20 protein-coding genes, 1 tRNA gene and 1 other RNA gene are annotated in these 21,751 nt (G+C 69.5%); 12 read left to right on the top strand and 10 right to left on the bottom strand.

Annotated elements, in window-relative coordinates:
• Nucleotides 1-93 precede the first annotated feature (93 nt).
• The 3 genes from DV707_RS14315 to DV707_RS14325 form a co-directional block, all read right to left on the bottom strand.
• Nucleotides 94-393 (bottom strand): DUF6360 family protein, encoded by a 300-nt coding sequence (locus DV707_RS14315; protein ID WP_103993099.1) that lies wholly within the window; start codon nt 391-393, stop codon nt 94-96.
• A gap of 66 nt (nt 394-459) precedes the next feature.
• On the bottom strand, nt 460-2,208 hold the full coding sequence (locus DV707_RS14320) for a nitrite/sulfite reductase (protein ID WP_103993098.1): 1,749 nt from the start codon (nt 2,206-2,208) through the stop codon (nt 460-462).
• A 68-nt stretch (nt 2,209-2,276) separates the two neighbouring features.
• Nucleotides 2,277-2,609 carry a hypothetical protein gene (locus tag DV707_RS14325; RefSeq protein ID WP_103993097.1) on the bottom strand — a complete coding sequence of 111 codons (333 nt, stop codon included), beginning with the start codon at nt 2,607-2,609 and terminating at the stop codon, nt 2,277-2,279.
• Between the two features lie 218 nt (nt 2,610-2,827).
• Here DV707_RS14325 and DV707_RS18485 point away from each other — a divergent pair, with 218 nt between their 5' ends.
• The 3 genes from DV707_RS18485 (at nt 2,828) to DV707_RS14330 (ending at nt 3,913) form a co-directional block, all read left to right on the top strand.
• A complete protein-coding gene (locus DV707_RS18485) occupies nt 2,828-2,998 on the top strand; it encodes a hypothetical protein (protein WP_160113977.1) in 171 nt (56 codons plus the stop codon).
• A complete protein-coding gene (locus DV707_RS18650; RefSeq protein WP_170216797.1) occupies nt 2,995-3,144 on the top strand; it encodes a hypothetical protein in 150 nt (49 codons plus the stop codon). Before DV707_RS18485 ends, DV707_RS18650 begins: the two co-directional genes overlap by 4 nt.
• 73 nt (nt 3,145-3,217) lie before the next feature.
• A complete protein-coding gene (locus DV707_RS14330) occupies nt 3,218-3,913 on the top strand; it encodes a DUF7119 family protein (protein ID WP_103993174.1) in 696 nt (231 codons plus the stop codon).
• Here the strand turns inward: DV707_RS14330 and DV707_RS14335 are convergent.
• On the bottom strand, nt 3,900-6,161 hold the full coding sequence (locus tag DV707_RS14335) for a sensor histidine kinase (RefSeq protein WP_103993096.1): 2,262 nt from the start codon (nt 6,159-6,161) through the stop codon (nt 3,900-3,902). The genes DV707_RS14330 and DV707_RS14335 overlap by 14 nt on opposite strands.
• Before the next feature lie 195 nt (nt 6,162-6,356).
• Here DV707_RS14335 and DV707_RS14340 point away from each other — a divergent pair.
• A tRNA-Lys gene (locus DV707_RS14340) sits at nt 6,357-6,430 on the top strand.
• A gap of 214 nt (nt 6,431-6,644) precedes the next feature.
• On the opposite strand, the gene DV707_RS14345 is transcribed toward DV707_RS14340, so the two are convergent.
• A complete protein-coding gene (locus DV707_RS14345) occupies nt 6,645-7,499 on the bottom strand; it encodes an NAD+ synthase (RefSeq protein WP_103993095.1) in 855 nt (284 codons plus the stop codon).
• A 145-nt stretch (nt 7,500-7,644) separates the two neighbouring features.
• Nucleotides 7,645-9,075, bottom strand: a complete 1,431-nt coding sequence (locus DV707_RS14350; protein ID WP_103993094.1) for an FAD-dependent oxidoreductase — start codon at nt 9,073-9,075, stop codon at nt 7,645-7,647.
• Nucleotides 9,076-9,319: 244 nt separating this feature from the next.
• Between DV707_RS14350 and glpK the strand changes: the two genes are divergently transcribed.
• Complete coding sequence (glpK, locus tag DV707_RS14355; protein ID WP_103993093.1) at nt 9,320-10,855, top strand: glycerol kinase GlpK; 1,536 nt, start codon at nt 9,320-9,322, stop codon at nt 10,853-10,855.
• A gap of 5 nt (nt 10,856-10,860) precedes the next feature.
• Entirely contained in the window at nt 10,861-11,649 is a 789-nt protein-coding gene (locus tag DV707_RS14360) for a carbon-nitrogen family hydrolase (protein ID WP_103993092.1), read from the top strand.
• Nucleotides 11,650-11,886: 237 nt separating this feature from the next.
• Here DV707_RS14360 and DV707_RS14365 read toward each other — a convergent pair whose 3' ends face one another.
• Both DV707_RS14365 and DV707_RS14370 read right to left on the bottom strand, forming a co-directional pair.
• Nucleotides 11,887-13,182 (bottom strand): dihydroorotase, encoded by a 1,296-nt coding sequence (locus DV707_RS14365; RefSeq protein ID WP_103993091.1) that lies wholly within the window; start codon nt 13,180-13,182, stop codon nt 11,887-11,889.
• Between the two features lie 67 nt (nt 13,183-13,249).
• On the bottom strand, nt 13,250-13,900 hold the full coding sequence (locus tag DV707_RS14370; RefSeq protein WP_136361892.1) for a lipoate--protein ligase family protein: 651 nt from the start codon (nt 13,898-13,900) through the stop codon (nt 13,250-13,252).
• 164 nt (nt 13,901-14,064) lie between these two features.
• Here DV707_RS14370 and DV707_RS14375 point away from each other — a divergent pair, with 164 nt between their 5' ends.
• A complete protein-coding gene (locus DV707_RS14375) occupies nt 14,065-15,042 on the top strand; it encodes a phosphatidylserine decarboxylase (RefSeq protein ID WP_103993090.1) in 978 nt (325 codons plus the stop codon).
• A gap of 45 nt (nt 15,043-15,087) precedes the next feature.
• Here DV707_RS14375 and DV707_RS14380 read toward each other — a convergent pair whose 3' ends face one another.
• Nucleotides 15,088-15,669 carry a cysteine hydrolase family protein gene (locus tag DV707_RS14380; RefSeq protein WP_103993089.1) on the bottom strand — a complete coding sequence of 194 codons (582 nt, stop codon included), beginning with the start codon at nt 15,667-15,669 and terminating at the stop codon, nt 15,088-15,090.
• Between the two features lie 132 nt (nt 15,670-15,801).
• Between DV707_RS14380 and DV707_RS14385 the strand changes: the two genes are divergently transcribed.
• Both DV707_RS14385 and DV707_RS14390 read left to right on the top strand, forming a co-directional pair.
• Nucleotides 15,802-17,262 (top strand): Hvo_1808 family surface protein, encoded by a 1,461-nt coding sequence (locus DV707_RS14385; protein WP_103993088.1) that lies wholly within the window; start codon nt 15,802-15,804, stop codon nt 17,260-17,262.
• Nucleotides 17,263-17,410: 148 nt separating this feature from the next.
• Nucleotides 17,411-18,577, top strand: a complete 1,167-nt coding sequence (locus DV707_RS14390; protein WP_103993087.1) for a nicotinate phosphoribosyltransferase — start codon at nt 17,411-17,413, stop codon at nt 18,575-18,577.
• A 41-nt stretch (nt 18,578-18,618) separates the two neighbouring features.
• Here the strand turns inward: DV707_RS14390 and DV707_RS14395 are convergent, their stop codons facing one another.
• Nucleotides 18,619-19,221, bottom strand: a complete 603-nt coding sequence (locus DV707_RS14395) for a TIGR00296 family protein (protein ID WP_103993086.1) — start codon at nt 19,219-19,221, stop codon at nt 18,619-18,621.
• A gap of 212 nt (nt 19,222-19,433) precedes the next feature.
• Between DV707_RS14395 and rnpB the strand changes: the two genes are divergently transcribed.
• From rnpB to DV707_RS14410, 3 genes are all read left to right on the top strand, one after another.
• An RNA gene (gene rnpB, locus DV707_RS14400) (RNase P RNA component) lies at nt 19,434-19,955 on the top strand.
• Nucleotides 19,956-20,093: 138 nt separating this feature from the next.
• Nucleotides 20,094-21,236 (top strand): matrixin family metalloprotease, encoded by a 1,143-nt coding sequence (locus tag DV707_RS14405; RefSeq protein ID WP_103993085.1) that lies wholly within the window; start codon nt 20,094-20,096, stop codon nt 21,234-21,236.
• Between the two features lie 154 nt (nt 21,237-21,390).
• Nucleotides 21,391-21,723 carry a hypothetical protein gene (locus tag DV707_RS14410; protein ID WP_235010861.1) on the top strand — a complete coding sequence of 111 codons (333 nt, stop codon included), beginning with the start codon at nt 21,391-21,393 and terminating at the stop codon, nt 21,721-21,723.
• Nucleotides 21,724-21,751: the final 28 nt, after the last annotated feature.

The raw sequence follows: 21,751 nt of genomic DNA on the forward strand, positions 1-21,751 counted from the left end.
CCGCGAGAGTCGAATCCGGTGGTCGGTCGGAGCCGCAGTCGGTGGTCGGCCGGAGCCAGAAACCGATGCGCCGGCCGCGGTCCGGAACTCGGCTCACTCGGCGTCGTCGCCGTCGGCCTCGGCCGCCTCGACCTTGGCGGCGTGGGAGTTCAGCGCGTCCGCGACGGTCCGGGCCTCCTCGGCCGAGAGCGTCACCTCGTCGGCGTGAGGCGGCACCGACTCCAGATGACTGTTGTCGAGTTCGAGCTGGAACTTCACGTGGTCGGGGTTCTCGCGGGGCGACGTGACGTTCAGGACGGCGACCGCCTCGTCCTCGAAGTCGTGGCCGCGCGCGGCGGCGTCGACGAGGTCGAGCGTGGTGTAGGCGTTGACCTTGAGCAGTCGGTTGGGCATAGATGAGATCAGGAGAGCGAGCGGGAAGTCTGTACCGCCGCGAGCGTCGGCGAGCGTCGGCGACGCTCAGTCGTCCGCGGGGGCCGGCGGCTTCGCGTCCATCGAGTCGTCCTCGGCGTAGGGGTACCACGTCATCTTCGTGTTGTGCATCATCGGATCCTCGTAGCTCGTCTCCTCGGGCTCGACGAGCTCGTCGAGCTCGTCGTCGTCGTGGCGGTCGACGAACGCGCGGAAGGACTCGCCCTCCTCGCGCTCGTCGGCGAACGAGTCGATGAGGTTCGCGAGCGCGCCGGGCACCTCGTCGACGGGGACGCGCTGGGTGACCCAGCGGGCGAACTGCGGCTCGTCGCCGAGCCCGCCGCCGAGACCGACGTCGAGCGCCTCGACCGCCTCGCCGTCCTTCCGCGTCTTCATCCCGCGGAGGCTCACGTCGGCGATCTGCGGCTGGGCACAGGAGGCGGTACAGCCCGAGAGGTGGATGTGGAACTCCTCGACGTCTTCGGGGAGGTCGACGTTCTCCTTCAACCAGCGCGCGAAGCGCACTTGTCGATTCTTGGTCTCGACGATCGAGAGCGAACAGAACTCCGTGCCCGTACAGGCGATCGAGCCGCGCATGAACGGCGACGGCTCGGGCGAGTAGTGTTCGAGGAGGTCCTCGGCGAGGAAGTCGTCGAGTTCCGAGTCGGGCACGTCGGTGACGATGACGTTCTGTCGCTGGGAGAGTCGGACCTCGCCGGAGCCGTACTCCTCGGCGAGGTCGGCGAGTTCGAGGACGTCCTCGGCGCCCATCCGACCGACGAGGACGTTCAGGCCGACGAAGTTCTTTCCGTCCTTCTGTTCGTGGACGCCGACGAGGTCGTTGCGCTCGCCCTCGCCGGTGTTGTAGGTGTACTCCTCGCGGACGTCGCGGCCGGCGGTATGTAACTCGAAGTCGACGTACTCCTCCTGGAGCGTCTCGCGGACCTCCTCGGCGCCCCACTCGTCGACGAGGAACTTGATCCGGGCGTTGTAGCGGTCCTCGCGGTCGCCGTTGTCGCGGAAGAGCGCCGAGAGGCCGCCGGCGACGTCCGAGACGCGCTCCGGCGAGACCCAGACGTCGATGTCGCGGGCGAACCGCGGCTCGTTGCGGGCGAGGCCGCCGCCGACGCGGACGTTGAAGCCGACGACGTCCTCGCCGTCGATCTCCTTGTACGCCGGCTCGAAGGCGAGGTCGTTGATGTCGCCCTGGCCGGATCCGTCGGCCGAGCCGGTGACGGAGACCTTCCACTTCCGCGGGAGGTTCGAGTGGTCCTCGTCGCCCTTGAACGTCTCGTTGAGGTCGCGGATGACCGGCCAGGCGTCGATGACCTCCTGTCCGTCCTTGCCGGCGACGGGGTTGCCGACGATGTTCCGCCAGGAGTCGCCACACGCCTGCTGGGTCGACAGCCCGTTCGACTCGAGCTTCTCGAAGACGTCCGGCACGTCAGAGAGTTCGATCCAGTGCAGTTGGATCGCCTGCCGGGTGGTGTAGTCGGCGTAGGCGTCGCCGAAGATCGGGTTCGTTCCCGGGCCGCGCGCGTACTCGTCGGCGATCTCGCCGACGACGCGCAGTTGGCCGGGTTCGAGCACGCCGTTCGGCGTCCCGATCCGCATCATGAAGTAGCCCTCCTGCCCGTTCCGCTGGTGGTACAGCCCCCACCACTTGAAGCGCTCGAACCACGCGTCCCGCTCGTCGTCCGGGATGGTGTCGAAGCCCTCCTCGGCGAACCTGAAGAGGTGTTCGCGTATCTCGTTCCCGTAGACCTCCGACTTCCAGTTTTCGACGTCCGATGGCATCGTTGTAGGGTACAATACCCCCACCTTCAAAGAGGAACGCGTGCCGTCAACCCTTCCCGCTGCTCCCGCTAACCGGAACTTGTTGCCTGTTCTTCGTCGTCGGTCACGCGGAGGACGCCCTCGCGGTCGAGATCGACGAATTCTCCGTCGACGACCCGGCCCACGGGAATCCAGCCAGTGGTCGATTTCGTGCCGCAGACGATGCACTGCCCGTAGACGCGGACCTCGACGGTGCGCCCGTCGACGCCGGTCTCCAGGAAGTTCTCGACGACCATATCCGCGAGGTCGCACTCGCAGAATCCCGGCGCGTCGAGCCGCCAGAGTTCGCTCACGCTCACCCGCCGTGTATCGTCGACAGAGAGCCACGCGCCGTCGTCGAGGATCCGAAGTCGGGTCGTCATACGCCCACCTACGCGCCCGAGGACCCCGTCTCTGACGGCGGTCACAAACGGCGACGCTGTCGCCGACGGGACCGAGCGAGTGAAACTCGACGCAGTGCGTCGGTTTATGCCGCTCAGAGGCGTCATAGAATCCGGAACGGACTTCCGCTATCCGGGAGTAGTGGTCCGATTTACTCCGTAAGGCGCCCTTATGCGGGGAGGATTCCTAGGGGAGTTCGATGACCGATTCCGTTCGGACGTGCGACATCGACTCGATCGCCGACGACGGGGACGAGCGGCGGCAACACGCCTCCGCCGACGTCGCCCCGGAACTGTACGGCGCACTGGGACGCGACAGAACCGACGAGACGACGCCGGCGGGCGAACACGCGGCCACGGAGGGACGATGACGCTGACGATGGACCGCGAGACCGACGACGAGGCCGAACCGACCGACGATCCCGAAGCCGAGGAGTACGGCCACCTCGACGACCTGGCGGACGGGGCCGGCTGCACGGAGATCTGGGAGCACCTCTCGGACAGCCGCGAGGAGTGACACCGAGAGCAGCAGCTACCGGCGTTCGCGGGGGAGAGGCTTTTAATCGCGCCCTCGTTAGGTGGACTCGAAGATGACCGACGACCCCGGCGACCGGGCGGGGCGGCTCCCCGCAGACCGCGAAGAGCCCGTCGGTGAGCCCGTCGTCCGCGCCGACCCCGCCGTCACGGGCGAGCGGGCCAAGGAGGCCGTCGGGTTCGACCCCGACGACCCCGAGAGCGTCGCCGAGGCCGCCGAGACGGTCCGCGCCTTCTCGGAGAACACCGTCGGCGCCGCGGACAACGTGTACATGCTCCGCGGTGCGGCCGCCTGCGCGGCGCTCGTCAGGGGCGTCGGCTCCTACAAGGAGGCGGTCGAACGCGCCGGCGGCGACGTCTCCGTCTCGTTCGTCCGCAAGTGGGCCCGCGTCCACGACCTCCCGCAGGCGATCCGGCGGCACGTCGCCCGCGGCGACATCGCCCCCACGGCCGCGAAGCACATCGCCCGCGTCTCCGGCGTCGACCGCTTCGACCTCGCGTGGGCGGTCGTCGACGCCGACCTTACGGTCCGGCAGGTTCGTCGGATCGCGAGCGAGGTCGACGGGCAGACGAGCACCGCCGAGGCGCTCAGGGCGCGCGGGATCGAACTCGGGCGGATCGAGCTGTCGCTCCCCCTCGACGTCTACCGGGAACTCCGCCGGCGCGCCTCGATCGAGAACCGAGACCCCGGCGAACTGGTCGCCGAAGCGCTCGATTCGTACTTCGCCGAGGAGTCTGTCACTCCGGAGTAGCGGCGTCCGCGGCGGGGAGGTCCAAAACGACGACCGAGCCGCCGTCGCCGGACGCGCTTTCGGAAGACTCGAAACGCAGCGACCCGCCCGAGCGCCGCGCCACGTGGCTGACGAACTGCAGACCGAGCCCCGACCCGTGGAACAGCGGCGTGATGTCCGTCGCGCTGCCGGCGGCCTCCCGCTCCATCTCGGGGATCCCGGGACCGTCGTCGGCGACGGTGACGGCGACGGTGTCGTCCGTTCGCGCGACTGTCACGGAGACCGTGGGCCGGTCCCCGGCGTGAACGACGGCGTTGCGCAGGAGTTCGGCGAGCGCCTCTCGAACCTCCGGGATCGCGCTGACCGCGACCGACTTCGGAGAGTCCACGGTGATCGAGGCCTCGGGGTGTGACGCACGGATCTCGGCGACGGCGTCGTCGAGGAGTTCTCGGACGTCGGTCCGACGCGGGGCGGATTCGTCGGTGAGCAGATCGACGATCCGGCGCTCCTTGTCGGCGAGTTCGACGAGCTCGTTCCCGGTCTCTCTGATCTGCCGGACCGAGCGTTTCTCGTCGCCGGTCGTCCGGGTTTCGAGGAGTTCGGCGTGCCCGAGGATCAGGTTCATCTTGTTGTAGAGGTTGTGCCGCAGGATCCGATCGAGGACGCGGAGTTGGTGTTCGCGCTCGGCCTGCTCTGTGACGTCCCGGCAGATCGCGACCGTCCCGTCGACGTCGCCGTCCTCGTCGTAGTGCGGGTAGCGGGTCGTGACGAACGAGCGCTCTCCCTTCGTCGGGAACGTCGGGGTGAGTTCGTAGGTGACCGACCGCTCCGCTTCGAGGACGCGCGCTTTCTTCTCCTGGATCGTCCGCGCCGCGGAGTCGTCCATGAAGTCGAACTCGTCGCCGCCGATCAGTTCGGACTTGGACAGGCCGGCGTACTCGGCGACGGCGTCGTTGACGACCTCGAAGCGGCCGTCGCGGTCCTGCAACATGATCGGGTCTTCGAGGCGGTTGACGATCTCCCGGAACGTTTCGAGCCGCTCGCGGGCGTGGACCTGCTCGGTGATGTCGGTCTGGATCGCGACGAAGCCCCGGACCGTGCCGTCGTCGGCCGTGATCGGTGCGATGGTCTCGGAGGCGTGGTAGTGTTCGCCCGATTTCCGCTGGTTGACGATCGGTTCGGACCACACCTTGCCCGAGAGGATCGTGCTCCAGAGGTTCCGGTAGTACTCCTGGCCCATCTTCCCGGACTTCAGGATCGACGGGTCGCGGCCGATGGCCTCCTCGGCGTCGTAGCCGGTGATCGTCTCGAACGCCGGGTTGACGAACTCGATCGTCCCGTTCCGCTCGGTGATGAAGATCGCGTGACCGGCGGCCTCGACGGCCCGTTTGAACCGACGGATGTCGTCCTCGCGTCGCTTCGCCTCGGTGACGTCCTGAAACGAGCCGCGGACGCCGACGATCGATCCGTCCTCGACGATCGGGACGCCCTTCGAGCGGACCCAGCGAACGTCGCCGTCGGCCCGGAACAGCCGGTACGTCGAGTCGAACGACTCCCCCCGCAGGGCGGACTCGACGTCCTCGCGAACCGCGTCTCTGTCGTCGGGGTGGTAGAACCCGATCGCGTTCTCGACCGTCGGCTCGAAGGACTCCGAGACCCCGTGGAGGCGACGCGTCTCCGCGGTCCAGACGAGCGACTCGGTGTCGGCGTCGAGTTCCCACCCGCCGACGTTCGCGAGTGAGGACATCTGAACGAGGAGGTCGCGCTCGGCCGCGTGGGCTCTGAGCTCCCGTTCTCGCGCACGGTGTCCGATGGCCTCCCGGACGGCGTCGACGAGCAGGGTTCGCTCCCCGGTGTCGATCGACTCCGGGACGTATCTGATCGCCTCCGAGTCGGTCGACCGACGCGCCAGTTCGTCCGTCGGGGTCGCCGGGTACAGCACCAGCGGCACGGTCAGGCCGCCCGGCTCCCCGGCGGCGACGGTCTGTGACCCCTCCGGGTCGTCGTCGGTTCTCGGGGTCGATTCCGGGTCGAAGGCGACCGCTCCGTCGGCCGAGTCGGGGGCCGTACTACCATCGAGCGGTGGCAGCCGCCGGGCGACGACGCAGTCGATCGGACGGCGTTTCACCGCCCGTTCGTACTCGTCGGCCGTCGCCGCGGTGGCGACCTGGACCGTCGTCGGTTCGTCGGCGAAGAACTCCCGGAGCGACGACGCGAGCGGTTCGTCGTCGAAGACGAGGACGGCCGGAGGATCCGCGCGGTCACTCATCGCTCGGAGCGCTCCCGTGGCTGGCCGTCACCTTGGCAGGCGCTCCTGTCTGAACCGTCGCCCGTCTCCGTTGGATCCCCCGACACGCGAATACGTTCGGGCAGTGGTGCGCGGCGGATATATCTTCTTCTCCGCCGCTGTCGTCGGACGCCGAGAGTAAACGCTTATCACGGCCGACCAGTTACGCCACAGTGCGGGCCGGTAGCTCAGTTCGGCAGAGCGTCTGGCTTTTAACCAGACGGTCGGGGGTTCAAGTCCCTCCCGGCCCGTGAGCCGTCTCTGAACGAAGTGAAGAGCGGCGCTGGTACCCGGGAGACTTGAACCAGGGAGCGGCGCGAGTGGAACGAGGAGAGCGACCGTGGTTCAAGTCCCTCCCCGCCCGTGAGAATCCACGAGCGGTGCGAGATGCGAACGACGTGAACGGCTCGACTGGCGAGCGGCGGAGCCGCGGGCCAGCGAGCCGTGGACCGCGTCCGCCGCCGACTACTGAAGCGGCTCGGGACTTCCCGGCGGCGTTCGCTTGTGCTCGCTCTCCTCGTGCATCTCCACGACGTGCTCGACGTCCTCGATCGAGGCGTCGGCCAGGCGGGCCGTCGTCGACGCGGGGACGCCGCCGTCGACGTGGAGCGCGAGAATCGCATCGAGCGTATCGTAGTCGACGCCGAACTCCTCCTCGTCGGTGTCGTAGTCGACCATTCCGCCGGTCGGCGTCTTCTGGACGAGTTCCTCGTCGACGCCCAGGTGAGCGGCGACCTGGCGCACCTGCTGCTTGTAGAGGTTCCCGAGGGGGTTACAGTCGACACCGCCGTCGCCGTACTTGGTCACGTACCCCGTGGCGAGTTCAGAGCGGTTGCCGGTCCCGAGGACGAGCTCGTTCTCGTAGTTGGCGACGAGGTAGTTGAGGGTCATCCGGACGCGGGCGCTGGTGTTGCCCACGTAGCGATCCTCCCAGCGACCCTCGGACTCGTCGTCGACCCCCGCGGTGTAGGCCTCGAGGATCTCGTCGACGATACCATCGATGTGGATCACGTCGTACGTGATTCCGAGTTCCCGGGCGACGCGCTCGGCGTCGCTCACGTTCTCCTCTTGGTTGACCTGCTTCGGAAGGAGAACGCCGTGGACCGAGTCGGCCCCGAGCGCCTCGACGGCGAGATGCGCGGTTGCCGTGCTGTCGATCCCACCGGAGAGCGCGACGAGTGCGCCGTCGGCGTCGGCCGCGTCGACCCGCTCTCCGATGAACGCCGTGAGGCGGTCGATCCGCGCTTCGAGTTCCTCCCGGGAGAACCGGAGGTCGAGCGGTGCGATCTCGGACTTCGTCTGCCTGTAGAGGCTCGGCATACCGTGCGACTCCCCATCTCGACACTGAAAAGCGAAACGAACGGTATCGAAAACGGGCGCTGTATATCATACGGACTGCGTACCTGGTTGCCGACGATCACAGACCCGCAGGGCGATCATCGAGAAGAAACGATAAGAGTCCGTGTCACTCCAGCGACCCGTTCAGCACCTTCGCGGCGACGAGGACGGGATCCCAGACGGGGCTGAACGGCGGCGCGTAGCCCAGGTCCTGGCGTTCGAGTTCGGCGACGGTCATCTCGCCGCCGAGCGCCGTCGCGAGCGTGTCGATGCGGATCGCGGCGCGGTCGGCGCCGACGATACTCCCGCCGAGGAGTCGGCCGGTGTCGCGGTCGGCGGTGAGCGTGACGGTCGTCTCGGCCGCGCCGGGGTAGTAGCCCGACCGCGAGCCGGCCGTGATCGTCTCGGAGACGGGGTCGAACCCGGCCTCGCGGGCGCGGTCGTGGTCCAGAAGTCCCGTCCGACCGCACTCGAGGTCGAACGCCTTCACCATCGCCGTGCCCGCGACGCTGCCGACCGGCGTGGGGTCGCCGCCGACCGTCGCGCCGATGGCCCGGCCGGCGCGGTTCGCGGGGAGGCCGAGCGGGTCCCACGTCGCCGTGCCGGTGACCGTATGCGGCATCTCCGCGACGTCGCCCGCGGCGTAGACGCCGTCGACGGAGGTCCGACCGTGAGCGTCGGTGGCGACCGCTCCCGACGCGCCGAGTTCGACCGGCGTGTCGTCGAGGAGTTCCGTGTTCGGCCGGATGCCGATCCCGACGAGCGCGGCGTCGACCGCGAGTTCGGAGCCACTCTCGCAGACGACGCGGTCGACGTGCCCCGCCTCGCCGTCGAGTCGGACGACCTCCTCGCCGAGGTGGAGCGTGACGCCCGACTCGCGGAGGTGTTCAGTGACCGCGTCGCCGACGGCCTCGCCGAACCCCGGAACCGGGCGTTCGGAGCGCTGGAACAGGTGGACGTCGAGGTCCCAGGCGTCGAACGCCTCGGCCATCTCGACGCCGACGTAGCCCGCGCCGACGACCGCGACCGTTTCCGGCGACGTCATCCCGCCGTACCGTTCCACCTCGGGTTCGTTCAGGGCGTCGCCTCCGCCGAGAGCGGCCACGTCGAACTCGTCGGGCGGCGTCAGGTACGCCCGGATCGCCGCCGCGTGATCGAGCCCGTGGAGGGTGAAGACGCCGTCGAGCGTCGCGCCCTCGATCGGATCGGAGACGGCGCGTGCCCCCGTCGCGACCAGCAGGTCGCCGTAGGGCTGCTCGAACGTCGTTCCGCCGGCGTCGACGGTGACCGTCTCCGCGTCGGTGTCGACCGCGACGACCTCGTGGCCGCGCCGGAGGTCGATGCCGCGCTCTTCGGCCGCCTCCGGCGAGAGCGAGAGGAGGTCTTCGAGCCGGTCGACCTCGCCTTTCACGAAGTACGGCGTCCCGCAGTGGGCGTAGGAGATCCACTCGCCCTTCTCGAAGACGACGACGTCGCGCTCGGGGTCGGTGCGTCGGCACTTGCTCGCCGCGGAGAGTCCGGCGGCGTCACCGCCGACGACGACAAACGGGTCGGACATACACCCACCTGCAGTCGCCGGAGGTAGATAGCTTTCGCCGGACAGCACAGGTGACGCACGAGCGGACCGAGCGATCGGCCGGACGTCGGGATCCGACCGACAACGTTGGGTTTTAGCACCCCACGCGTCCGAACTGTACCGACAACTCGCAGTCCGGCCGTCGAGTCGACACCGCTGCTCGACGAACGCCGGCGGCATCGGCAGCGAACCGAGCGGACGTCCGAACAAACGGAGACACACGAGAATGAAAGAACGCACCTACGTCGGCGCGATCGACCAGGGAACGACCGGAACGCGGTTCATCGTCTTCGATCACGGCGGCCAGCCCGTCGCGAACGCCTACGAGACGCACGAGCAGATCTACCCCGAGCCCGGGTGGGTCGAACACGACCCCGAGGAGATCTGGGACAACACCACGGCCGTCATCCGACGCGCGCTCGACGACGCCGGCATCGACGCGTCGCAGCTGGCGGCGATCGGCATCACGAACCAGCGCGAGACGACGGTCGTCTGGGACCGGGAGTCGGGGACGCCGGTGTACAACGCCATCGTCTGGCAGGACCGGCGGACGACCGACCGAATCGAGGCGCTCGAACGGGAGGGGAAAGACGCGTGGATCAGGGAGACGACCGGCCTGGAACCGGACGCGTACTTCGCCGCGACGAAGGCCGAGTGGCTCCTGGAGAACGCGGACCCGATCAAGCTCCAGCGGATGCGTCCCGAGGACGTCCGGGACCGCGCCGAAGAGGGCGAGCTCTGCTTCGGGACGGTCGACTCCTGGCTGATCTACAAGCTGACCGGCGAGCACGTCACCGACGTCACCAACGCCTCGCGGACGATGCTGTTCGACATCCACGAGCTGGCATGGGACGACGACCTGCTCGCGGAGTTCGACGTGCCGCGGGCGATGCTGCCCGAGGTTCGTCCCTCCTCGGACGACGAGCGCTACGGAACGACCGATCCCGATGGGTTCCTCGGGGCCGAAGTCCCCGTGGCGGGCGCGCTCGGCGACCAGCAGGCGGCGCTGTTCGGCCAGACCTGCTTCGACGCCGGCGACGCGAAGAACACCTACGGGACGGGGTCGTTTATGCTGATGAACACGGGCGAGGAGGCCGTCACCTCCGAGAACGGCCTGCTCACGACCGTCGGGTTCCAGCGCTCGGGCGAGCCGGCGCAGTACGCCCTGGAGGGGTCGATCTTCATCACCGGCGCGGCGATCGAGTGGCTGGAGGACCTGACGCTCATCGACGACCCCGCCGAGAGCGAGGCGCTCGCGCGATCGGTCGACTCCACGGACGGCGTCTACGTCGTGCCCGCGTTCACCGGGCTCGGCGCGCCGCACTGGGACCAGCGCGCCCGGGGGACGATCGTCGGGATGACCCGCGGGACGCGGCGCGAACACGTCGTCCGGGCGACGCTGGAGTCGATCGCCTACCAGACGCGGGACGTCGCCGAGGCCATGACCGAGGACAGCGGGATCGAACTCACGGACCTGCGCGTCGACGGCGGCGCGGTGAAGAACAACTTCCTCTGTCAGCTGCAGGCGGACGTCGTCGGCACGGAGATCGTCCGACCGGAGGTCGACGAGACGACCGCCCTCGGCGCGGCCTACGCGGCCGGTCTCGCGGTCGACTACTGGGAGTCGCTGGAGGGACTCCGCGAGAACTGGCACGTCGACCGCGAGTTCGAGCCGGATCGCGCCGACGACGTCGAGGAGCGGTACGGCCGCTGGCAGGAGGCCGTCGAGCGCTCGCTCGACTGGGCCAGAGACGAGGAGTGAGGGCGATGAACGTCGCTGTCGTCCAACTCCCGGCGGGTGCCGATCCAGAAGCCAACGGCGAACGGGCGGAGTCGCGGATCCGCGCGGCCGCCGCCGACGGTGCCGACCTGGTCGTCCTCCCGGAGATGTGGCCGGTCGGCTACTTCGCATTCGACGCCTACCGCGAGGCCGCGGAGTCCGTTCCGGGGCCGACAACCGACCGCCTCGCCGCGCTCGCGGACGAACTGTCCGTTCACCTCCACGGCGGCAGTCTCGTCGAGCGCGACGAGGACGGCGGGGGGAACGAAGGTGACCTCTACAACACCTCCGTCCTGTTCGGTCCCGACGGGACGCTCCTGGACACCTACCGGAAGATCCACCTGTTCGGCTACGACTCCGAGGAGTCTGACCTGCTCACGCCCGGGGAACGCCCCTGCGCCGTCGAGACCGAACTCGGAACGATCGGGCTGACGACCTGCTACGACCTCCGGTTCCCGGAACTCTACCGCTCGCTCGTCGATAGCGGCGTCGAGATGCTGCTCGTCACCTCCGCGTGGCCCCGCGAGCGAATCGATCACTGGCATCTGTTCGCCCGAACGCGGGCCGTCGAGAACCAGGCGTTCCTACTCGCCGCCAACCTCACCGGATCGATCCGCGGGGTCGAACTCGGCGGCGAGAGCGTCGTCGTCGATCCGTGGGGAATCGAGCGGGCGAACGCCGGAACCGAGGCGGGAAGCGCACACGCGAACGTCGGTCTCGACGAGGTCCGCGAGACGCGCGAGTCGTTTCCCGCGCTTGCGGACCGGCGGCTCTGACCGGGTTCGTGGCTTCCTGATCTCCCGCGGGGGACCGCGACGGGGACGAGCGTTTATATCCGATGACGGGACCACGGTCATCGTGACGTAACGCTCACCCCGCGCCGGGCAGCGGTTGTCCGGCACGTCGGCGCGGGAGCCGAGGGCGACGGGCGGTCGATACCGACCCGCCGCCACCGCAGGTGCCGGCTGTTCGCAAGCGGCCTCAGACGAGAGAGCCGCCGCTCTCGACGGCGCCTACCGACGAACGTTCGCTCCGCTCGGCTCGCCCACGATCTCCTCGCCGTCGTAGACGACTTCACCGCCGACCAGCGTCAGCGACGGGAAGACGCCGGTCATCCCCTCGAACGGCGTCCACCCGCACTTCGAGTGGAGGTCGTCGCCGCGGATTTCCCGTTCGTCTTCGGGATCGACGAGCACCAGGTCCGCGTCGTAGCCCTCGGCGATGCGACCCTTCTCGGGGAGGTCGAACAGCTCCGCGACGTTCGTCGCCGTGACGTCGCGGACGCGTTCGTACGCGATATCACCTCGGCGCGCTCGCTCTAAGAGCAGCGGCAGCATCGTCTCGACGCCGGGAACGCCGCTCGGGGCGTCCCACAGCCCGTTCTCCTTCTCTTCGACGGTGTGCGGGGCGTGATCCGTCGCGACGATGTCGACGTCGCCGTCGACGAGCCGCTGCCACAGCGCCGCGCGGCGCTCCTCGCTCCGGAGCGGGGGGTTCATCCGCCCGTACGTGCCGAGTTCGGTCGCGTCCTCGCGGGAGAGAAACAGGTGGTGCGGCGTCACCTCGCAGGTCGCCCCGCCGGCGACGGCGGCGTCGACGCCCTCGGGCGTGCTCGTGTGCGCGATGTGGATCGAGGCGTCGGTCGCGGCGCCGACCTCGACGGCGCGTTCGACGGCCGCCGCCTCCGCTTCCGCGCTCCGGTACTGGCTCCAGACGTCGGCGTCGGCGTCGCGGCCGACCCCGCCGGCGTCGCGCTCGCGTGCGGTCTCGTCGAACAGGTCGGCGTCCTCGGCGTGGACGGTGACGACGACGTCCGCCTCGGCCGCGCGCTCGACGGCCTCGGCGAAGAGGTCGGCGTCGATCCCCATATCGCCCGTCGAGTCGGCGAGGAACACCTCGCCGAGGGCGAACAGCGGCCGGTCGAACAGCGAGTCGGGGTCCCAGTCGGGCGTGACGCCGCCGTTGACGCCGTAGTCGACGTGCGAGTCGGCGGCGAGCGATAGCTTCTCGTCGAACGCGTCGCCGGTGACCGTCGGCGGCGTCGTGTTCGGCTGGTCGACGACCGTCGTCACGCCGCCGGCCGCCGCGCTCCGTGAACCGGTGCGCCACGTTTCCTTCTGGGAGTGTCCCGGCTCGCGAAAGTGGACGTGCGCGTCGATCGCACCGGGAAGGAGCAGCCGTTCGTCGGCGTCGACGACGCGGTCGGCGTCGTCGTTCGCGTCGCCGACGTCGGTGATGGTTCCGGCCTCGACCCGGACGTCGCAGGTTCGGCCGTCGGCGAGCCGCGCGTCGCGAAAGAGCGTCGACATACTCCGGCCTCTCGCGCGGTCGACCTAAGCGCGACGGTTCGGGGGCGACGGTACCGTGCGATCGGCCTCACCCGGGTGCGCCGCCGTACTCGTCGAGCACCGAGGAGAGAGAGACCGACCGACGGCTGCGGTCGCCGCAGAAGGAGTCACAGAGCGCGTCGACCGCGACGTCGGGGTCCGATCGACCGCCGCTCCGGGCGACGCTGCCGACCGAATCGGGGTCGAACGGCACGTCGAGCGCCTCGTAGACGGGATCGAGGACCGACGCGAGTTCGTCGTGGGCGTCGACCACGACGACGCCCGCGACGAGCGCCGTCTCGCGGCGGATCCGCTGGGCGATGCCCGAGATCTTCCCGCGGGCCTGCACGGAGTGATCGCCCGGACAGAACGACGCCTCCGGTTCGCCGCGACGCGCGGGGACGCCGAGCGACCGCAGCGCTCGCACGACGGCCGTCGTCGCGGCGTCGTACCGGGATTCGAGCCCGCGCCGGTCGTCTTCGATCGGGACCGCGACGGCGAACGCGACCGTCGTGCCCGCGTATGCGACGGCACGTCCGCCGACGCTCCGTTCGACGGCCGGGTAGCCGCGGGACTCGGCCGCCGCTCTCGCTCGCTCGTATCCGGCGGTCCGCGCGTCGCGGCGTCCGAAGGCCACGTGGCGGTGCGGGGTCCACACGCGGACCGCCGGAACGCCGGTGTCGGCCGTCGAAGCGAGCATCGCGTCGGTTCCGGTCCGGTCGACGTCGAGCGTGGGTGCCCGGCCGCGAACGACTCGGACGTCGGCCGCGTCAGGTGTGATCTCTTCGAGCACGTCGCCAGAAGATTGGGCCGACGAACCTAAGCGCTCTCGGTCCTCCGAGGGGGTATGAAGAGTGGTCGTGAGTGACAGCCGACGCCGCCGTCCACGTACCGGCGTCGACGCTCCGAGCGTACGGTCGCTTCTCGCTGTATAACTCGCCGTACCCCGCGCACGACGCCGGGTCCGCTATCGACCTGTATCCTCAGGACGACGTCGGACGCTCGCCGGTCGCCGGCGTCGTGCGGGAGACCCGCACCGTGCGTGCGCCGGGGAAGCCGTACGCGGCCGACGAGGAGTATCTCGTCCTCGTCGACGTCGACTGCGAGCGGAGCGGAATCAGCGTCGAGGAGACCGACGCGGAGGGGCTCGTGGCGCGGGTCCTCCACGTCCGACCGGAGGTCGAACCGGGCGATGAGGTCGCCGTCGGCGACCCGCTCGGTCCGATGATCCGTTCGGGGTTCTTCGCGCCCTGGGTCGCGAACCACGTCCACGTGGGGTTCCGGCGGGCCGAGCAGAACCTCCACCGCGCGGGCGGGTCGCTGCCGGTCGCTGCCGACGTCGACGTCGGACCCGTGTCGTGGGACGGAACCGGAACCGTCGTCGAGGTCGGAGACACCTACGCGCTCCTCGACAGTCCGACGCATCCGGATCCGGGCGAGCGGTTCGCCGGCATCGCCGGGACCGTTTCCCGGGCGGCGGACGCGACGACGGGAGATCCGTCTCCGGCGAACGACGACGCCGCAACGCGGGTCGTCCTCGACGGCGGACTGGCCCACTACGCGGCCGGAGGGGCGTTGGGCGGCGATCCGAGCGCCGCCGTGGCCGATCGCGGTCCGGTCTCGTTCCTCGGTCGGCACGTCGGCGACGCCGACGGACGAGACGTCGCCTGGCGCGACATCGACGTCGTCGCGAACGGCGACCGAATCACCGGGCTCTCCCTCTTCGTCGGCCTCGGTCCGACCATCGGCGCGAAGCTCGTCTGTCCGGACCGGGCGTTCGAGGTCGGCGAGCGAGTCGAGGTGTCCATCCGCGAGAGCGACGACCCGATCCGTCTGGGCTGAGGGCGACGACCGGGTCGAAGACTGCCGAGTGTCTGCGCCGGGGGCCTACTCGAACACGACCTCCGCGCGCGTCGTCACCTCGCCGAAGAGCCAGTCGGCGTGTTCGAGGGCGTACTCCTTGTGCTCGTCCTCTATCGCGCCGATGGCGTCCTCGACGAGCACCGGCCGGTAGTCCCGCAGTCCGGCGCTCCCCGCGGTGTGGAGGACGCAGACGTTCGCGAGCGTCCCGCAGACGAGGAGGTCGTCGACGCCGCGGGCAGACAGCCAGCCGTCGAGTTCGGTCTCGTAGAAGGCGTCGTAGGTGTGTTTCTCGACGACGTGGTCGGACTCGCGGACGTCGAGTTCGCCGACGAGTTCCGCCTCCCAACTCCCCTCGACGACGTGTTCGCCCCAGCGGTCGAACTCGTCGTAGTAGTGCGCGCCCTCGAACTGTTCGGGCGGGTGCACGTCGCGGGTGTAGACGACCCGCGCGCCGGCGTCGCGGGCCTCCTGGACCAGGTCGGTCACGTCGTCGATCACGGCCTCGCTGGCCGGCGCGTGGAGGCTCCCGTCGGGGTGGCAGAAGCCGTTCTGCATATCGACGACGACGACGGCGGTCCGCTCGGGATCGAACGCATCGGTGGGCATACCGAACGTAGTTCCGCGGGCGACAAAGGCGTTCTCCCGGCGTGTCGAGGAGTCCTGCGGGGGCAGCGACGGAGCGGTAGCGGAGCGTGCGACGCGGAAAGGTACTTCCCCGCGTGGTCCCTCCTCCCGGCAATGACGCGGAAACGCGGCCTGACCGTCCCGGCGGTCGCCCTGTTGCTCGTCCTGGCCGGGTGTAGCGCACCGGTGCTCGACTCCGGTTCCTCGGTCCCGCCCGCGGCGGGCGGCGACGCCGTCGCGACGCCGAACGCCGACTTCGACGACCCCGAGCGCGACGTCCTCGGGTGGGAGGGCGGCTACTGGTACAACGAATCGATCGACGTCGACCAGTCCGACGGCCTCTCCGAGAAGGAGTTAGACGCCTACGTCGGGCGGGCGATGGCCAGGGTCGAGTACGTCCGCGGCGAGGAGTTCGACTCGCGCGTGCCGGTGAACGTGATCTCCCGCGAGGAGTACCGGAACCGGTCGTCCGGCGGGTCGGGGTCGGGCGACGGCGAACCGAGCGAGTACGAGCGCTGGAACGACCAGGTGTGGGAGGCGCTGTTCGTGACCGGCGAGAGCGAGAGCAGCGGCGAGGCCATCGGCGAGACCAGAAGCTCCGCCGTCGCCGGCTTTTACTCCCCCTCCGACGACGAGATCAAGATCATCACCGACACGCCCGAGTCGCCGACGATCAACAACGCGACCCTCGTCCACGAACTCGTCCACGCCCTCCAGGACCAGCGCTACGATCTGACGAAGCCGAAGTACGGCGGCGACACCCAGGACGAACAGCTCGCGACGGACGGCCTCGTCGAGGGCGACGCGAAGTACGTCGAACAGCGGTACGCCGACCGCTGCGGTGAGTCCTGGGAGTGCGTCGCCACGCCGTCGAGCGGCGGCGGAGGCGGCGGAGGCGGCGGCACGCCGAACCTTGGAATCTTCCTGACGATCTTCCAGCCCTACTCCGACGGGCCGGTCTACGTCCACGACCTCGTCAGCGACGAGGGGTGGGACGGCGTCGACGAGCGGTTCGAGAACCCGCCGACGTCGTCGGAACAGATCATCCACCGGACCGACGAGGAACCGGTTCCCATCGACTACCGCGACCGGGCGCGAAACGGCTGGGAGACGTTCCCCGAACAGGGGGAGGACGGTTCCGACACCGTCGGCGAGGCGTCGATGTACGTGATGTTCTGGTATCAGGCCCGGAACGCCGGTGCCGACACGGTCGACCCGCGGGAGATCGGAGACGTCCAAAGTCGGTACGACACGTACAACTACGAGTCCGAGCCCTCCGCGGGATGGGGCAACGACCGACTCTATCCCCACCAGAAGCAGACGGCGGACGGGACCGAGTACGGGTACGTCTGGGTGACCGAGTGGGACACCGAGGAAGACGCCAGGGAGTTCCAGCGGGCCTACCGGGCGATTCTCGACGCGCACGAGGCGGAACCGCGCGCCGAAAACACCTACGTGGTTCCCGACGGCCAGTTCGAAGACGCGTTCCGCGTCACCCGTTCGGGAACGCGGGTGACGATCGTGAACGGGCCGACCGTCGACGACCTCGGCGACATCCGGCCGCGGCGGTCCTGAGACGGGCAGCGGCCAGAGGCGATCGGACGTTCCGAGTCGGTCGGGAGCGTCCCGTGTCCGCGCACCGGCGCCGAGATTGAAGAGGAATCCCCTTCGGAGCGCCGCGGCGAACGAGTGAATTTTTCAGCGCGCGCCGCGAACGCCGCGTATGGAGTTCGACATCGTCGGTCCCGACGCCATCGCCGAGGGGTCGGCGACCGACGCGTACTTCGATCGGACGGAGACGACGCTCCGCCACGCGGGCCGGAACCCCCGCGTCGTCGCCGAGGTGACCGCCGATCAGTTCCCCGACGGCGACTACGAACTGCTGGCCGGCGTGAAGGACGCCGCGGCGCTCCTGGAGGGCCGTGACGTCGACGTCGACGCGATCCCGCCGGGACGGTTGTTCGACGGCGGCCCCGTGATGCGGATCGAGGGCGACTACCTGTCGTTCGCCCGGTTGGAAACGTCGCTTCTGGGCTTTCTCTCGCACGCCTCGGGCGTCGCGACCGCCGCCCTCGACGTGCGGCGAGCGGCGCCCGAATCGACGGTGCTCTCCTTCGGGGCGCGGCACGTCCACCCGTCGATCGCGGCGATGGTCGAGCGGAGCGCGCTCGTCGCCGGGCTCGACGGTTTCTCGCACGTCGCCGCCGGCGAGGTCATCGGCCGGGAGGCGGGCGGGACGATGCCGCACGCCCTCCTGATCTGTTTCGGCCGCGGGAACCAGGAGCAGGCCTGGCAGGCCTTCGACGAGGCGGTCGACGAGGACGTTCCCCGGGTGGCGCTGTGTGACACCTACTCCGACGAGACCGACGAGGCCCTCCGCGCCGCGGAGGCGCTCGGCGACCGACTCGACAGCGTCAGACTCGACACGACCGGCTCCCGCCGGGGGGACTTCCGACACATACTCAGAGAGGTCCGATGGACCCTCGACGCGCACGGACACGAGGGCGTCGGCGTCTTCGCCTCCGGCGGACTCGGTCCCGCGGAGCTACGCGAACTCCGGGACGTCGCCGACGGATTCGGCGTCGGAGGCTACGTCTCCAACGCCGACCCCGTCGACTTCGCGCTCGACATCGTGGAGGTCGGCGGCGAACCGGCGGCCAAGCGCGGCAAGCTCACCGGCGCGAAGTCCGTCTACCGGACGCCCGACGGCGGCCACCACGTCGGGCTGCGGGACCGCGCGGGGCCGGAGGACAGTGAGGCCCTGATGCGACCGCTCGTCCGCGGCGGAAAGATCGTCGACGACGTCGATCTCGGGATCGACGCGGCCGCCGAGCGGGCCGCTCGGGACGCAGAGCTGTGTGAGTACGGCGTCGGCGAGACCAGCGGGTAACGAGTCGGTGCGAACGCGGATCGGATCGATCGGGCCGGTGGCTACAGTTCTTCGACGCTACCGCCGTCGGCGCGCTCGCGGAACACCTGACCGTCGAACAGCGTGACGGTCGTGTCGTCGTCCTGCCACGCGAGCGGGGAGAGCCCGGCCTTCCGGCAGGCGTGTGTGAGAAACTGCTGTTCGTTCCAGCCGTTCTCGACCGGGATGGTCGGATAGAGCCAGCCGTGGTCGTCGCCGTTGTCGATCACGACGCCGTGTGTGCCCAGTTCGAGGTCGTCGAGCGGGCTGTCGGTCTGTACGTAGTCGCAGACGACGCAGACCGAGATGGTGAGATTCGAGAGTTCGGGCTGTTCGATCTCCGAGCCACAGGAGTTCTCCGAGGCCGCCTGGATCGCCGCGTCGACGATGGCGTGTCCCAGTTGGTCGCTGCCGCGGTAGGCGCCCGCACAGCCGCGGAGGCGCCCGCGTCCGCGCGTCGATCGGATCCGGACGAACGCGCCGGTTCGCGCGTAGAAGGCATCGCGCATACTTCCCGGCTGTTCGCGTTGACCGTGCAAAACGTACGATTCGACCGACTCACGCGCTAACTCGACCGCCCTCGCCCCATCATCGTAGGTGAGACGAACGGTCTGCGCCTCGGACATATGTCCGTACAGGCGCTCACCCGACTTGAACGCTTCCCTTCTATCTGCGCCGTATACGGCCGCAGCAGTGCGTTCGTGCGGTCCGGTACGGTTTATAATGATACTGTGCGGCCGGTTCGCCGACGCGCACGTCGGCGGGCGCGTCGGTCCGTGCTCCGCCGGTGAACCGAACGACCGAACGCCTTATTGGACTCTACCGCTTCGGATCGAACGGCAGAGAGAGCTCGGCTCCCGTCGGTCCGCTCCGGACTGACGAGGAAAGTCCCCCCACCGTCCGGACGGGTGACCGGGCGCAAGCCCGGAGTCGGAGACGGCTGGCTCTGGAACAGAGACGAGACCCCTCGACCCGACCGATGAGACGCGAGCGGCGGACTCCCCGCCGCCGGCGCTCGCGGGGCGACCCGCGGGCGCGCGAACCGACCCGTAAGGGGAGGGAGTTAACCCGTCGAGGGTAGCGCGGTCGCTTCGTGATCGCGAAAAGTGAGCGGCATCAGCCGTGAACGGCGCAGTCACGTCGCGACCGCGGAGCGCGAGCGGCGTCAGCCGCGAGCCGCGGGGTGGCGGCAGCCATCCCGACGCGGACGGACGCACCGCGTCCGTGCGCCGACGGTCGAGAACGGGTGGAACGGCGAATCCTCACCGGTGCAAGTCCGCGCCGCCAAGGTAGTCCGGACAGGGCGCGGCCGCTCAGCCGAATGCCGAGACGAACAGAAGGGGGCTTACTCCTCTCAGCCGCTTTCGACTCCCGAGCGGCGGCTTCGGCTATAGCTTCGTCTTCGGCCGTAGCTGCGGCCGAGATCAAATGACAGCGGAGAGATGAGTCTCCGCCGATTTGCCGAACCTTCTTGTCCGTCAGCGTCCTTCGGGCGGCTATGTCGAGCCGGTCGCGTCGACTCGCCGTCGCCTCGCTGGCGCTGCTGCTCGCGCTCTCGGGCTGTGTGGGGCCGGTGATCGACTACCCGCCGACGACGCCGGAAGACGGGCGAGAGGCGACAGCCGCGGGGGGCGGATCGCCGACGGCGGTCGCGGAAGGGTCGCAGACGACGCGAGCCCACGTCACGGAGACGCGCACCCCGACCGAGTCGGGGACGCCCGACCGGCAGACGCCGACGCCCACGGCCGTTCCCGACGCGACGAACCCCTGGGGGACCGAACCGATCGTCGTCGCCGTCAGCGACGCCGCGAACACGGGACGGGAGTGGACGCCACTCGTCGAGGAAGCGGCGGCGTACTGGGAGCGCCGCGCCGAGCACTACGCGGGCTTCCCCGTCGACTACGAGGTCCGACCGGACGCGACGGACCCGGACCTGATCGTCGAGTTCGTCGACGAGGTCCCCGAGTGTGACGGCTCGTCCGACGCCGCGGGCTGTGCCCCCCTGATCGAGGACCGTCGGCAGATCGACCGCCCGGAGACGGTGTCCGTCAAGACTGGCTTCTCCGACGAGTCGACCGTCCTGGTGACCGAACACGAACTCGGGCACACGCTGGGGCTCACCCACGAGGACGCGCCGGCGGACGTGATGGCGAGTCGCTCGGTGCTGTACAGCGAGCCGCAGCCGAACGCGACCGAGCGGGCGTTCCCCTGGGAGGATGCGAACTTCAGCGTCTACGTCGACGTCGCGAACGCGTCGGATCCCGAGGGGGCACGCCAGCAGGTCGAGCACGCGCTGGCGTACTACGAGGACGGCCCCGAGGGAATGCCGACGAACCTCTCGTTCACGCGCGTCGACGATCCCGAGGAGGCCGACGTCGTCGTTCGCTCGGTCGAGACGTCACCGTGCGGTGAGGGCGCCGCCTCCTGCGGGGCGACCGCCGGACCGGACCCCGACGGCGACGGGGAGATCGAGACGTACTCGCGACTCGAAATCTCGCTCGTCGGCCTCGACACCGACGCGGTCGCGTGGCACGTCGGCTACTGGCTGGCGCACGGCTTCGGCGCCGAGGACGACGCCGAGAAGCCCTCGCCGTTCCGCGACGCCTCCTACGAGGAGCGACGCAGCGAGTGGTGGGAGTGAGCCAGCAAGCGGTGGGAGTGAACCTAGCAAGCGATGGGAGAGAGCCCAGCAAGCGATGGGAGCGCGCCGCGGTGCGGAGAATACACCGACGGGTCGGGCGAGACGGACGGACAGCACCGGCGGATTCTTTTCTCTCGGGAACGAACCCACGGGTATGACGGGGAACAGCAACGCCGGCGGCGACGTCTCCCTGGAGACGGCGGGTTTCACCGCCGACGAACTGGCCGAAGCGCTCGAAGCGGCGTTCGAGGGCGACCCCGCGGAGTACCGCGTCGTCGCTCGGCAGGCCCGCGACCTCGCCGACGCCGGCATCGTCGCGGACGACCGAGGCGAGCCTCTCACGGTCGAGGAAGTCGTCCGCAACCTGCGGGACGCCCCCGAGGAGTCGAGCGTGGCCGACCGCTGGAACTGGTGGCTGGGCGCGCTGGAGACGGCCTACGGCGGGTACCGCGAGTTCGAGGTGCGGGCGGTCCCGACCGAGGAATAGCGACCGAGCGCGGGGAGACGGCCAGACG

It is taken from the genome of Halobellus limi, assembly GCF_004799685.1.
GTDB classification, from domain to species: domain Archaea; phylum Halobacteriota; class Halobacteria; order Halobacteriales; family Haloferacaceae; genus Haloquadratum; species Haloquadratum limi.

What these genes read in the sequence shown, in the direction of transcription:
- DV707_RS14315 (WP_103993099.1), bottom strand. Translation starts at nt 393, where the DNA reads ATGCCCAACCGACTGCTCAAGGTCAACGCCTACACCACGCTCGACCTC.
- DV707_RS14320 (WP_103993098.1), bottom strand. Translation starts at nt 2,208, where the DNA reads ATGCCATCGGACGTCGAAAACTGGAAGTCGGAGGTCTACGGGAACGAG.
- DV707_RS14325 (WP_103993097.1), bottom strand. Translation starts at nt 2,609, where the DNA reads ATGACGACCCGACTTCGGATCCTCGACGACGGCGCGTGGCTCTCTGTC.
- DV707_RS18485 (WP_160113977.1), top strand. Translation starts at nt 2,828, where the DNA reads ATGACCGATTCCGTTCGGACGTGCGACATCGACTCGATCGCCGACGAC.
- DV707_RS18650 (WP_170216797.1), top strand. Translation starts at nt 2,995, where the DNA reads ATGACGCTGACGATGGACCGCGAGACCGACGACGAGGCCGAACCGACC.
- DV707_RS14330 (WP_103993174.1), top strand. Translation starts at nt 3,218, where the DNA reads ATGACCGACGACCCCGGCGACCGGGCGGGGCGGCTCCCCGCAGACCGC.
- DV707_RS14335 (WP_103993096.1), bottom strand. Translation starts at nt 6,161, where the DNA reads ATGAGTGACCGCGCGGATCCTCCGGCCGTCCTCGTCTTCGACGACGAA.
- DV707_RS14345 (WP_103993095.1), bottom strand. Translation starts at nt 7,499, where the DNA reads ATGCCGAGCCTCTACAGGCAGACGAAGTCCGAGATCGCACCGCTCGAC.
- DV707_RS14350 (WP_103993094.1), bottom strand. Translation starts at nt 9,075, where the DNA reads ATGTCCGACCCGTTTGTCGTCGTCGGCGGTGACGCCGCCGGACTCTCC.
- glpK (WP_103993093.1), top strand. Translation starts at nt 9,320, where the DNA reads ATGAAAGAACGCACCTACGTCGGCGCGATCGACCAGGGAACGACCGGA.
- DV707_RS14360 (WP_103993092.1), top strand. Translation starts at nt 10,861, where the DNA reads ATGAACGTCGCTGTCGTCCAACTCCCGGCGGGTGCCGATCCAGAAGCC.
- DV707_RS14365 (WP_103993091.1), bottom strand. Translation starts at nt 13,182, where the DNA reads ATGTCGACGCTCTTTCGCGACGCGCGGCTCGCCGACGGCCGAACCTGC.
- DV707_RS14370 (WP_136361892.1), bottom strand. Translation starts at nt 13,900, where the DNA reads ATGCTCGCTTCGACGGCCGACACCGGCGTTCCGGCGGTCCGCGTGTGG.
- DV707_RS14380 (WP_103993089.1), bottom strand. Translation starts at nt 15,669, where the DNA reads ATGCCCACCGATGCGTTCGATCCCGAGCGGACCGCCGTCGTCGTCGTC.
- DV707_RS14385 (WP_103993088.1), top strand. Translation starts at nt 15,802, where the DNA reads ATGACGCGGAAACGCGGCCTGACCGTCCCGGCGGTCGCCCTGTTGCTC.
- DV707_RS14390 (WP_103993087.1), top strand. Translation starts at nt 17,411, where the DNA reads ATGGAGTTCGACATCGTCGGTCCCGACGCCATCGCCGAGGGGTCGGCG.
- DV707_RS14395 (WP_103993086.1), bottom strand. Translation starts at nt 19,221, where the DNA reads ATGTCCGAGGCGCAGACCGTTCGTCTCACCTACGATGATGGGGCGAGG.
- DV707_RS14405 (WP_103993085.1), top strand. Translation starts at nt 20,094, where the DNA reads ATGTCGAGCCGGTCGCGTCGACTCGCCGTCGCCTCGCTGGCGCTGCTG.
- DV707_RS14410 (WP_235010861.1), top strand. Translation starts at nt 21,391, where the DNA reads ATGACGGGGAACAGCAACGCCGGCGGCGACGTCTCCCTGGAGACGGCG.